The organism is Amycolatopsis cihanbeyliensis, assembly GCF_006715045.1.
GTDB classification, from domain to species: domain Bacteria; phylum Actinomycetota; class Actinomycetes; order Mycobacteriales; family Pseudonocardiaceae; genus Amycolatopsis; species Amycolatopsis cihanbeyliensis.
In genome coordinates, this window is the sequence record NZ_VFML01000001.1 from 4,491,849 (window position 1) to 4,503,827 (window position 11,979).

An 11,979-nucleotide genomic window follows, 5' to 3' on the forward strand; every position below is an offset into this window, starting at 1 on the left:
CTACAGCCGTGCTTCATAGCGGTTCAGCAGCTCGTCCGCGTTGTCCAGCCTTCCGGTCTGGGTGTCGAGTTGGTCGAAGGCGTTGGCCAGTTGCGGCGGGAGCCAGGGTTGGGCCTGTGCTTGCGCATCCACGATGGCGCGTCGCGATTCCTGCAGCAACCCTCGTGCTCGATCGAAGTGCGCCCGCGCGTCGGCCATCCCGCTGTGCACCGCGGCGAGCAGGCGGTGCAGCTCGTCCAGCGACATCGGGCTACAGCCGCGCGGAGTACGAGTCGGCCGAGGAGATGCAGGCCTGGATCGTGCTCTGGGTGCCGTTGATGCCCTGCAGGGCTTCGGCGAGCAAACCGTGTGCCTGGTTCACCTCGGCCTGGGTGCTGCCGGATGTCGCTGCTGCCAGTGACTGCTGGGCTTCCTCCAGGGCCTGGGCGGCCTGTTGCAGGGCGGCGATGCTGGCGGAAGCCTTCTCGTTCGCGAGGGCGATCCCCGCGCGGATCTCTTCCACTCCGGGCATGGGGCGGACTCCTTGGAGCTGGGTAGGTCTACCTTCAACAAACCTAGCGTGACCGGGCGATTCCGGACAGACGGCGGGTGGGTGTTCGACTGGTCCTATGGGGGGTTCTCCCCCGCGAATATGGCTGGCGGCGTGTTCCGAGGTTGTCTCGGAACACGCCGCCAGCCGGGAGCGGAGGATACGGGATTCGAACCCGTGAGGGCTTTCACACCCAACACGATTTCCAATCGTGCGCCTTAGGCCGCTCGGCCAATCCTCCGCGAAAGAGGGTAGCAGAGCAGCCTCTGACCTGCGGATACGGGGTCTGAGCTGCGATGACGGGGTGGGCGCCCGCCATGCCGCCGCGGTCGTGGGCGGCCCGTGCGGGCGACGCGGCGGTGCCGCCCGCACGGGCCGCGGGAGTGGGTGAACGGCCGGTGAACGAGCGGTGGCCTGCCCGGTGCGCCGGTGGCCTGCCGCGCCGCATTCCGCCAGTTGTTCCCCTGGTCGGCGGCCTGTTTCGTGGTTCAATTCAGACAATTGAAAAATATTGCTTTCCTTGGTTGCCGGCAGTGTTTTGCTCATTTCCTGGGACGCTCGTTTTCCCTCTTGACCCCGTCTCGAGTGCGTGCTCAAGATGAAACCTGTTCGGTTTTGGTGCTCACCACGGCCTCGGCGCGACCACCCACGCTGCCACGCCTTACTCGTGAGTGCGCTTGCGGTCGCAACCTTCCCGCGAGCAGGCGGGACGGGGTCCGGATTTGTTTCGGGCCCCACTGATTGAAATATGTACATCAACCCGAGGAGGGGCAATGCGCCCTGGGCAGAATTTACGGAACAATGTTTCAGAAGGTGGTGTAACGCCACTTATCGGTGTGTTCGACATGTTCTCCGCGTCGGTGGCGGCGCAGCACTACGACGGGTTCTTCGTGTCCGGGTTCGGCTTCGCCGCGTCCTACTACGGCCTGCCGGACATCGGCTTCATCGCCTGGCCGGACATCGTGAACTTCGTCCAGCGGCTGCGCCTGGCCTTCCCCCAGCACCACATGCTGGTGGACATCGACGACGGCTACGTCGACCCGGAGGTGGCCTGCCACGTCGTCGAGCACCTCGAGGCGATCGGCGCCTCCGGGGTGATCCTCGAGGACCAGAAGCGACCCCGGCGCTGCGGCCATGTGGAGGGCAAGCAGGTGCTGCCCCTGGCGGAGTACCTGGAGAAGCTGGAGTTGGTGCTGCAGACCCGGCGGGATCTGCTGGTGGTGGCCCGCACGGACGCCACCGAGGAGGCCGAGATCCTGCGCAGGGCCGAGGCGCTGGCCGGGACGGACGCCGACGTCATCCTGGTCGACGGCGTGCGCAGCGCGGACTGGATCGCCAAGGTCCGCGCGGTCATCGGCGACAAGCCGCTGCTGTTCAACCAGATCGCAGGCGGGAAGTCCCCGCGGCTCTCGCTGTCCGAACTCGAGCGGCTCGGCGTGGACGTCGCGATCTACAGCACCCCCTGCCTGTTCGCCGCGCAGTCGGCGATGGAGGGGGCGCTGACCGCACTGAAGGACAACGACGGCCGGCTGCCGCACGGCGAGGACCAGGTCGGCGTCGCCGAGTCCCTGCTGCTGCTCGAGCAGAACATCAGTCGCCACCACCCGAAGCCGGCGCTCGTCGGTAGCTGAGGCAACCCCACGCCAGGGCGGTCCCGGCCCCAGCCACGTGCCGGGACCGCCCGGCCGGGGAGGGAGACTCCATGATCCATCCGCTGAAACACGTGAGTCGCTTCGTCGACCCCTACATCCTGGCCATCCTCGGCACCGTCGCGCTCGCCTCCCTGCTACCCGCGCGGGGCGTGGGCACCCCGGTCGTCGACACCGGCGCCGACGTCGCGGTCGGCCTGCTGTTCTTCCTCTACGGCGCGCGGCTCTCCCCGCGCGCGGTCGCCGACGGCATGCGGCACTGGCGGCTGCACCTGGTGGTGTTCGGCAGCACCTTCGTGCTCTTCCCCGTGCTCGGCCTCGCCGCGCACGCGCTGGTGCCCTCGGTGCTCACCAGCGAGCTGTACATCGGGCTGGTGTTCCTGTGCGCGCTGCCCTCCACCGTGCAGTCCTCGATCGCCTTCACCTCCATCGCCAGGGGCAACGTCGCCGCCGCCATCTGCAGCGCCTCGCTGTCCAACCTGGTCGGGATCGTGCTCACCCCGGTGCTGGTCGGCCTGCTGCTGGCCACCAGGGGCGGCATCTCCGCGCAACCGATGCTGGACATCGGCGTACAACTGCTGCTGCCGTTCGCGGCCGGGCAGCTGTCCCGGCGCTGGATCGGGGAGTGGATCACCCGCAACCGCCGGCTGCTCGGCTACGTCGACCGCGGCTCGATCCTGCTGGTGGTGTACTCGGCGTTCAGCCAGGGCGTGCAGGCCGGGATCTGGCACCAGCTTCCGGTGCCGCGGCTCGGCGCCCTGCTCGCGGTCAGCGCGGTGCTACTCGGGCTGGTGCTGCTGAGCACCAGCTACGCCGCGCGCTGGCTCGGGTTCGACCTCGAGGACCAGATCGCGATCGTGTTCTGCGGCTCGAAGAAGAGCCTTGCCAGTGGGGTTCCGATGGCGGCGGTGCTGTTCGCCGACCAGAGCGTCGGGCTGATCGTGCTGCCGCTGATGCTGTTCCACCAGTTGCAGTTGATGGTCTGCGCCGCGCTGGCAAAGCGGTACGCCAACGCGCGGCCCGCGCTGTCCCCGGTGCCCGTGGCGCCATGACCACGGTCGCCGGAAGGGACCTGCGCGGCCTGCGCGAGGTGTTCGAGGCCACCCGGGACGCCCGCCCGGAGGCCGTGGCACTGGAGTGCGGGGCGAGCAGGTTGACCTACGCCGAGCTGGACGTGCGCGCCAACCGCCTCGCGCACTACCTGGCCACGACCGGGGTGCGGCCGGGCGGCAGGGTCGGTATCCAGCTACCACGGTCGGTGCACGCCTACGTCGCGCTGCTGGCCGTGGTGAAGGCGGGCGCGGTCTTCGTCCCGATCGACCCGGAGGCCCCGCCCGAACGGGTGGCGTTCATCGCCGGGGACGCCGCGCTGTCCGCCCTGCTGTGCGCCGAGGCGCCTGCCCGCACCCCGCACTGCGCGGTGCTGCGGATGGCCGAGATCGAACAGCTCGCCGCGGGCTTCCCGCCCTGGCGACCGGCTCCCGAACCGGTGCCGGACCCGGCCGCCTACGTGATCTACACCTCGGGCTCGACCGGGCGGCCGAAAGGTGTGGAGGTGGCCCAGTCCGGCATCGTGCACTTCCTGGAGGTGGCGACGCCGATTTACCGGGTAGGGCCGGGGGATCGGGTCTACCAGGGTATGACGCTGGCCTTCGACTTCTCGATCGAGGAGATCTGGCCGACCTGGGCGGTGGGCGCGACGCTGGTCGCCGGCCCGGAGGGCGAGGGCCGGTTCGGCGCGGGACTCGCCGCGTTCCTCGCCGAACAGCGGATCACGGTGCTGTACTGCGTGCCGACCGTGCTGGCGACCCTCGAGGTCGAGTTGCCCGCGCTGACCACCCTCGTCGTCGGTGGGGAGGCCTGCCCCGCCGAGCTGGTACGCAGGTGGAGCCGGCCGGGTAGGCGGATGCTGAACACCTACGGCCCCACCGAGACCACGGTGACCGCGACCTGGGCGGAGCTGTGCCCGGGGCGGCCGGTCAGCATCGGCAGGCCGTTGCCCGGCTACCGGGTCGAGATCCTGGACGAGTGGCTGCGCCCGGTGCCGGACGGGACGGTCGGCGAGATCTGCGTCGGCGGGCCGGGCGTGGCCAGGGGATACCTGAACCGTCCCGAGTTGACCGCCGAACGGTTCCGCCGCACCGGCCGGGGAGACCGGATCTACCGGACCGGGGATCAGGGCCGGGTGCTGCCGGACGGGGAGATCGCCTTCCTCGGGCGGGCGGACAGCGAGGTGAAGGTCCGGGGCCACCGGGTGGACCTGCAGGAGATCGAGAGCCTGCTGCTGGCCGACGGCGCGGTGACCGGGGCCGCGGCGCGGGTGCTGACCGGCGGCATCGAGCTGGCCGGCTACGTGACCACCGCTTCCGCCCCCGCCGACCTGCCCGCCCGGTTGCGGGAGCGGTTGCGCCGGAGCCTGCCCGGATACCTGGTGCCCAGCCACCTCGAGGTGCTGGACACGCTGCCGCTGCTACCCAGCGGGAAGGTCGACCGTGGCGCGCTGCCCGCGCCCGGCTCCGGCCGGGTGGTCACCGGGCGCGAGCCGGTGCACCCGCCGGCCACGCCAGGGGAACGGGCGCTCGCCGCGGTCTGGGCCGAGGAACTGGACCTCGCACCCGACCGGTTGTCGGTGACCGCGGACTTCTTCGCCGACCTCGGTGGGCACTCCCTGCTGGCGACCACGGTGGTCGGGCGGCTGCGCGCCGAGGGCGTGGCGCCAGGACTCTCCGTCGCGGCGCTGTACGCCCGGCCCACGATTCGCGGCCTGGCAGGGACGATCGAGCAACAGAACGGTCCGAAAAGGACTACTCGGGCGGATCGCCCCGTGCCGAGACCAGGGGCCGTTGCCCGCGCCGGGCTGGCCCAACTGGCCGGGCGGCTGGTGTTGCTGCTCCTGCTCGGTGCACCGGTGGCGGCGGTGGTCGCGGCCCGGGGTGGGGCGCCCGACGCGACCGTGCTGTGGCAGGGCGAGCTGGTCGCGCTGGCGAGCCTGCTGCCGGCCAGGCTGGTGTTGCCGGTGCTCGGGGTGCGGTTGCTCGGTGCCGGGTTGCGGCCGGGCCGGTACCCGTTGTGGGGCGGTACCCACCTGCGGGTCTGGCTGATCGGGCAGTTACTCGCGCTGGCGCCGCTGCGCTCGCTCGGCGGTTCGCCGTTGCTCGGGCCGTACCTGCGGGCGCTCGGTGCCACGGTCGGCGCGGGCAGCCAGCTCGGTACAGCCGGGGTCACCCTGCCCTCGCTCACCGAGATCGGGGCGGGCGCCGCGGTCGGTTACGGCGCCCGGCTGGAGACCGCGCGGGTGGCGGACGGGGTGCTGACCCTGGGCAGGGTGCGGCTCGGCGCAGGGGCCTTCGTGGGCGCGGGAGCGTTGCTGGCGCCCGGTTCCCGGGTGGGTGCGGGCGGGCAGCTCGCCGAGCACTCGCTGCTGGCCGCCGGGGAGTCGGTGCCACCCGGCCAGCGGTGGGCCGGCTCGCCCGCCGCGCGTGCGGACCAGGACCCGGTGCTGGCCGCGCTGGACCGGCTGCCCCCCGCGCCCCGCTGGCCCGCCCGGCTGCTGCTCGGTTTCGCGGCGAGCTGGCTGGCCGTGGAGCTGCTGGTCTTCGCCGCGACCGTGCCCGGCCTGCTGCTGGTCTGCCGCGCGCTGCCCGGCGGTGCCGGTGCGGGGTTGCTCGCCGCGCTGGCCGCCGGCCCGTTGTTCGTGCTGACCGGCTGCCTGCTCGTGCTGGCCGGGAAGTACGCCGTGCTGCCGCGGACACCGACCGGGGTCCTGCCTGCGCGCTCGGGCCTGGGGTTGCGCAAGTACGTGAGTGACAAGTTGCTGGAAACCAGCCTGGTGACCACCCCGACGCTCTACGCCACCCTCTACACGGTCGGCTGGTTGCGTGCCCTCGGCGCGCGGATCGGACCGCGTTCCGAGGTGTCCACAGTGTCCCATGTGGACCCGGATCTGTTGCGCCTCGGCACGGAGTGCTTCCTCGCCGACCAGGCCATGGTGGGCCCGGCCGTCCACCACCGCGGCTACCTGGTACTCGGACACACCACAGTGGATCGACGGTCCTTCCTCGGCAATGCCGCGCTCGCGCGTTCCGGTAGCGTGCTCGGCCCCGGCTCGCTGGTCGGCGCGCACAGCCTGGCGCCGCGGCGGACGCCCGCGGGTACGTCCTGGCTCGGTTCCCCACCGATCCGGTTGCCGCGCAGGCAGCGAAGCGAGCACTTTCCCGAGGAGCTGACCTTCCGGCCGGCGCCGTTCCGGGTGGCGGGCAGGTTGGCGATCGAGTTCCTCCGGGTGGTGCTCCCTGCCACGCTGTTCGCGGCGGCCGCACTCGGCGGCTTTCTCGCGTTGCTGGCCGCCGGGCGCTCCCGGGGCACACTCGCCGCGGTGCTGCTGGCCCCGCTCCTGGTGGTGACCTTCGGGCTGGCCGTGGTGCTGGTGGTCGTATGTCTGAAGTGGATGGTCGTAGGGAGGTACCGGCCGCGGGTGGAACCGTTGTGGGGCACCTTCGTTCGCCGGAGCGAGTTGATCACCGGACTGTACGAGGCCGCGGCCGTACCCGCGCTGCTCGGCGGACTCGCCGGGACCCCGCTGCTGCCGGTGCTGCTGCGGTTGTTCGGTGCCAGGATCGGCAGCCGGGTCTGGCTGGCAAGCACCTTCCTCACCGAGTTCGATCTGGTGCGTATCGGCGATGACGCCGCGGTCGGCCCGGCGAGTTCGCTGCAGACCCACCTTTTCGAGGACCGGGTGATGAAGATGTCCGACGTCACCGTGGCGGAGGGCGCGAGCGTCGGCCCCCGCTCGGTGGTGCTCTACGACGCGGTGGTCGGTGCGGGGGCGAACCTGGACGCGCTGTCCCTCGCGATGAAGGGGGAGCGGCTGGAACCGGGTACCGAATGGCGCGGGATCCCCTGCCAGGCGGTGCTCAGCGAGACACCCGCATGTCCCTGGCATGCACCGGTTCGCCGCAGGTCGGGCAGGTGAGTCGCGGGGTCGTGGTGACCCCGCAGGTGCCATGGGTCAGCCGCACCGGAGGGCCGTCCTCGCCCGCCATCCACCGGTCGCCCCACGCCATGAGGGACACCACGACCGGGTAGAGGTCCAGCCCCTTCTCGGTGAGCCGGTACTCGTAACGGTCCGGCCGCTCGGCGTAGCGGCTGCGGCGCAGCACACCGTCCTCGGTGAGCGTGCGTAGCCGCTCGGCCAGCACCGGTCGTGGCGCGCCCGTGCGTTGCTGGAAGTCCTCGAACCTCCGGGTGCGGTTGAACGCCTCGCGCAGCACCAGCATGGTCCAGCGCTCGCCGACGACCGACAGCGTGCGGGCCACCGAGCAGTGTTCGTTCCGGATCTCCGACCAGCGCATGTGACCGATACTACCTTGTCAGTTAGAAAAGTGAACTTATAGGGTTCAGTTTCCTGACCCACCCTTGGGAGGACGCCATGACCGCTGTGGATCCCGCCGCGATGTCCGGACTCGAACTGCTGCGCCTGGCAGGCACGCTGCCCGAGTCCGAGCGCCCGCCGGGCATCGGCTCGCTGCTCGGGATGGAGATCGATGAGGTGGAGGAGGGACGGGTCGTCTTCTCGCTGCGGCCGCGCCCCGAGTTCGCCAACCCGCTCGGCACGGTGCATGGCGGCATCCCGTCCACGCTGCTGGACTCGGCGATGGCCTGCGCCGTGCACACCACGTTGCCGGCCGGGGCCGGGTACACCTCGCTGGAGCTGAAGGTCAACTTCGTCCGGACGATCCGGCTGGACGAGGAGTTGCTGCTCGGCGAGGGCACGGTGATCCACGTCGGCGGCCGCACCGCCACCGCGGAGGGCAGGGTCACCGACGCCACCGGCAGGTTGCTGGCCCACGGCACCACCACCTGCATGCTGTTCCGCTGACCCGGTCGCGGCCCGCGAGGGTGGTCTACCCGGGGGTGGCCTGTAGCCGGTGGGCGAGGCCGGTGTGCCTGCGTCCCGCGCCGACGGCGCGCACCGCCTGCCCGATGGCCTTTTTCGAACCCACCAGCACGACGAGCTTCTTCGCCCGGGTGACCGCGGTGTAGAGCAGGTTGCGCTGCAACATCATCCACGCGCTGGTGGTCACCGGGACCACCACGCACGGGTACTCGCTGCCCTGCGAGCGGTGGATGCTCACCGCGTAGGCGTGGGCGAGCTCGTCCAGCTCGGTGAACTCGTACTCCACCTCCTCCTCGTCGTCGGTGCGCACGGTGAGCCGCTGCTCGTCCGGGTCCACCTCGACGACCACTCCCTGGGTGCCGTTGAACACCCCGTTCGCGCCCTTGTCGTAGTTGTTGCGCAACTGGGTGACCTTGTCCCCGGCCCGGAAGACGCGCCCGCCGAACCTGCGCTCCGGCAGGTCGGCCCGGGCCGGGGTCAGGGCCTCCTGCAGCAGCGTGTTCAACGCGCCCGCGCCGGCGGGTCCGCGGTGCATCGGGGCCAGCACCTGCACGTCCCGCCGCGGGTTCAGGCCGAACTTGGCCGGGATGCGCCGGGCCACCACGTCCACCGTCAGCCCCGCCGCCTCCTCCGGATCGTCCACATTGAAGTGGAAGAAGTCCGGAAGTCCTTTGGTGAGCGGATACTCTCCTGAGTTGATCCGGTGCGCGTTGGTGACCACCCCGGACTCGCTGGCTTGCCGGAAGATCCGGGTGAGCCGTACGTGTGGCACCGGCGTCCCCGGAGTAAGCAGGTCGCGCAGCACCTCCCCGGCACCGACCGAGGGGAGCTGGTCCACATCGCCGACCAGCAGCAGGTGCGTGCCGGGGGCGATGGCCTTGACCAGCTTGTTAGCCAGCAGCAGGTCCAGCATCGAGGCCTCGTCCACCACGATGAGGTCCGCCTCCAGCGGACGGTCCTTGTCGTAGGCGGCATCACCGCCCGGCTTGAGTTCGAGCAGCCGGTGCACCGTCGCCGCCTCGTGCCCGGTGAGCTCGGTGAGCCGCTTGGCCGCCCGCCCGGTCGGCGCGGCCAGCACGATCTTGGCCTTCTTGGCCGCGGCGAGCAGGACGATCGAACGCACGGTGAAACTCTTGCCGCAGCCCGGCCCGCCGGTGAGCACCGAGATCCGCTCGGTGAGTGCCTGCCGTACCGCGGACTCCTGCTCCGGGGCCAGTTCGGTGCCGGTCCGGCCGTGCAGCCAGGACAACGCCCTGTCCCAGTCGACGCTCGCGAACGCGGGCATCCGGTCGGCGCTGGTGCGCAGCAGCCGCAGCAACTGGCCGGAAAGCGAGATCTCGGCCCGGTGGAAGGGCAGCAGGTAGATCGCCCGTGCCGGTTCACCGTCGTCGCCGGGGACCTCCTCGCGCACCACGCCTTCCTCGTCCACCAGCTGCGCCAGGCACTCGATCACCAGCCCGGCGTCCACCTGGAGGATCTTGATCGCCTCGGCGATGAGCTCCTGGTCCGGCAGGAAGCAGTGGCCGTTACCGGTGGCCTCGGAGAGGGTGAACTGCAGGCCCGCCTTGATCCGCTGCGGGCTGTCGTGCGGGATGCCGACCGCCTTGGCGATCGTGTCGGCGGTCTTGAACCCGATTCCCCACACGTCGGTGGCCAGCCGGTACGGCTCGGTGCGCACGATCTCGATCGAGGAGTCGGTGTACTGCTTGTAGATCCGCACGGCCAGCGAGGTGGACAACCCGATGCCCTGCAGGAAGACCATCACCTCCTTGATGGCCTTCTGCTCCTCCCACGCCTCGGCGATCAGCGCGGTGCGCTTCGGTCCGAGCTTGGGCACCTCGATGAGCCGGTCCGGTTCGTTCTCGATCACCTCGAGCGCGCCGACCCCGAAGTGATCGACGATCTTCTCCGCCAGCCTCGGACCGATGCCTTTGATCAACCCGGAACCGAGGTAGCGGCGCACGCCCTGCACCGTCGCGGGCAGCACGGTGCTGTAGTCCTCAACGTGGAACTGCTTGCCGTACTGCGGATGCGATCCCCACCGGCCGACCATCCGCAGCGCCTCACCCGGCTGCGCGCCGAGCAGCGAGCCCACCACGGTGACCAGGTCACCCCCGCGACCGGGGTCGACCCTGGCGACGGTGTAGCCGGTGTCCTCGTTGGCGAACGTGATCCGTTCCAGCGTCGCTTCCAGCACAGACCCACGAAACGGTTGCGTCACGCCTTACACCTACCACGCCGCGAGTGCACGCGGCAGCGGCCGTCAGCGCAGGGTGGCCAGCTCCGGGATCCGCTCGCCGTAACGGGCGAGCAGGTCCGCGTTGCGCTCGTCCCCGCCGGGTACGTTGGAGCTGGTCCACACCGGAAGCCGGACGCCGCGCTCGGCCGCGAGGTCGTGCAGCCGCTCCAGCAGCATGGACCACAGATAGGCGCCGAGGATGGTGGACACCGCGCAGGTGCGCGGTTCCTCGCTGGGGTACACCACATCACCGGGCGGCACCCCGGTGTCCAGCACGATCGTGGCGTGGTCGGCCAGCCTGCTGCCCGCGCGGTCGGTGGCCTTCGCCGAGGCGGGCAGTGAGGTCACCGCGATCACCGGTACCTCCCTTGCCCGCGCCTCCTTGGCGATTTCCACCGGGTACGGGTTACGGCCACTGGTGGAGAAGACCACCATGACGTCCGGCGGCGCCGGCGCGGCCGACTGCACCAGCGACCGCCCGCGGCCCACCTCCCGCTCGGCATCCGTGCTACGCAGCGCGCCGGTCAGTGGCAGCACCGCGGGCTCCCACAACGGGCGGACCGCGGCCAGCCCGCCGGCCCGGTAGAAGGTCTCGCACACCATGGCCAGCGAATGACCCGCACCGGCCGCGTGCACCACCCCGCCGCTCTCGATGGCGTTCAGCACGAGCTCGGCGGCAGCGGGAATCGCGTCCTCGCAACCCTGATCCAGCTCATCCATCAGCGCTCGGATGCGTTGACGAGCTACGTCGACCATCGGCGAGTTGCCTCCTCGGCGAGTCAGTGCCTTCGTGGGCGGCCTTCGTGCGCGCTGTCGTATCGCCGGCGCGGCGGCGTTCGGAGGGCAACGCTAGGGACCCTCGGACAATTTGTCCAGACCAATACATTGACGGTCAACATGATGGCGATATGAGCCGTTCGGCCCCGCCCGTATGGATCATCCGCGTTCGTGCTCAGCGAGCGCTGGTGTCCAGCAGGTCGATTCCGGCGCTGTCCGGCAGCGGTCGGTCCGGGTCCAGCCGCAGGCCGCGCTCACCGAGTATGCCGTCCAGCAGCCGCCACACCGAGCGGGCGAGGTCGGCGGTGAACTGCTCGGCCGTGCCACCCTCCGGCTCGGCCAGCCACCTGCCGATCGCGGCCTCGACGAAGGCGACCAGCCCGAAGGCGAACGGTTCCGTGCCCCGATCCTCGAGGCCGGTCGCGCGCAGTGCGCCGGCGAGCAGCCTGCCGAGGTTCACCGCGAACGCCCCGGTGAAGTCGGTGATCGCGTCGGAGCGGCCGGCGGGGTCCCTGCGCGAGTGCCGCGCCAGGTACCGGTAGAGCTGCCGGTGGGTACCGAGCCAGCGCACGATGGTGTCGATCGCCGAGGTGATGATCTCGTGTGGCGCGCCGCCGGCGCGCCACACCGGGGCGAGCTCGGCCATCAGCCGCTGCACGATGCGCTGGCACACCGCGTGTTGCAGGTCCGCCTTGCCGTCGAAATGCCGGTACAGCCGTGGCCGGGCCACCCCGGCCTGGGCGGCGATCTGCTCGGTGAGCACGTCCGGGCCGTGCCGCTCGATCACCGTGATCGCCGCCTCGGCGAACTCGGCACGCCTGCGCTCGCGCTGCCCTTCCCAACGCGTGGCCCGGCCGTCCCGCCTGCCGGTGCTGCCCGTCACTCCGCC

At 70.9% G+C, this 11,979-nt stretch carries 10 protein-coding genes and 1 tRNA gene; 4 read left to right on the forward strand and 7 right to left on the reverse strand.

The genetic code is table 11. From position 1 onward, the window contains the following. From FB471_RS20455 to FB471_RS20465, 3 genes are all read right to left on the reverse strand, one after another. Positions 1-246: a hypothetical protein gene (locus FB471_RS20455; RefSeq protein WP_142000025.1), complete on the reverse strand. Its 246-nt coding sequence runs from the start codon at positions 244-246 to the stop codon at positions 1-3. Between the two features lie 4 nt (positions 247-250). Then, positions 251-511, reverse strand: a complete 261-nt coding sequence (locus FB471_RS20460) for a hypothetical protein (RefSeq protein ID WP_142000026.1) — start codon at positions 509-511, stop codon at positions 251-253. A gap of 172 nt (positions 512-683) precedes the next feature. Further along, positions 684-770 (reverse strand) — tRNA-Ser (locus FB471_RS20465). A 532-nt stretch (positions 771-1,302) separates the two neighbouring features. On the opposite strand from FB471_RS20465, the gene FB471_RS20470 reads away from it, so the two are divergent. From FB471_RS20470 to FB471_RS20480, 3 genes are all read left to right on the forward strand, one after another. Beyond that, the gene (locus FB471_RS20470; protein ID WP_142000027.1) at positions 1,303-2,160 is read left to right on the forward strand and encodes an isocitrate lyase/PEP mutase family protein; all 858 of its coding nucleotides are present in this window, start codon (positions 1,303-1,305) and stop codon (positions 2,158-2,160) included. A gap of 71 nt (positions 2,161-2,231) precedes the next feature. Next, complete coding sequence (locus FB471_RS20475) at positions 2,232-3,230, forward strand: bile acid:sodium symporter family protein (RefSeq protein ID WP_142000028.1); 999 nt, start codon at positions 2,232-2,234, stop codon at positions 3,228-3,230. After that, positions 3,227-7,150, forward strand: coding sequence for a Pls/PosA family non-ribosomal peptide synthetase (locus FB471_RS20480; protein ID WP_142000029.1), 3,924 nt, complete (start codon positions 3,227-3,229; stop codon positions 7,148-7,150). Before FB471_RS20475 ends, FB471_RS20480 begins: the two co-directional genes overlap by 4 nt. On the opposite strand, the gene FB471_RS20485 is transcribed toward FB471_RS20480, so the two are convergent. Continuing rightward, positions 7,092-7,529, reverse strand: coding sequence for a winged helix-turn-helix transcriptional regulator (locus tag FB471_RS20485; RefSeq protein WP_142000030.1), 438 nt, complete (start codon positions 7,527-7,529; stop codon positions 7,092-7,094). The genes FB471_RS20480 and FB471_RS20485 overlap by 59 nt on opposite strands. 77 nt (positions 7,530-7,606) lie before the next feature. Between FB471_RS20485 and FB471_RS20490 the strand changes: the two genes are divergently transcribed. Further along, positions 7,607-8,056: a PaaI family thioesterase gene (locus FB471_RS20490; protein ID WP_142000031.1), complete on the forward strand. Its 450-nt coding sequence runs from the start codon at positions 7,607-7,609 to the stop codon at positions 8,054-8,056. Between the two features lie 25 nt (positions 8,057-8,081). Here FB471_RS20490 and recD2 read toward each other — a convergent pair whose 3' ends face one another. The 3 genes from recD2 to FB471_RS20505 form a co-directional block, all read right to left on the reverse strand. Further along, positions 8,082-10,271 (reverse strand): SF1B family DNA helicase RecD2, encoded by a 2,190-nt coding sequence (recD2, locus tag FB471_RS20495; protein ID WP_211358080.1) that lies wholly within the window; start codon positions 10,269-10,271, stop codon positions 8,082-8,084. Between the two features lie 66 nt (positions 10,272-10,337). Further along, positions 10,338-11,069 carry an SIS domain-containing protein gene (locus tag FB471_RS20500; protein WP_142000033.1) on the reverse strand — a complete coding sequence of 244 codons (732 nt, stop codon included), beginning with the start codon at positions 11,067-11,069 and terminating at the stop codon, positions 10,338-10,340. A gap of 196 nt (positions 11,070-11,265) precedes the next feature. Further along, positions 11,266-11,973 (reverse strand): TetR/AcrR family transcriptional regulator, encoded by a 708-nt coding sequence (locus tag FB471_RS20505; protein ID WP_142002221.1) that lies wholly within the window; start codon positions 11,971-11,973, stop codon positions 11,266-11,268. Between the last annotated feature and the right edge of the window lie 6 nt (positions 11,974-11,979).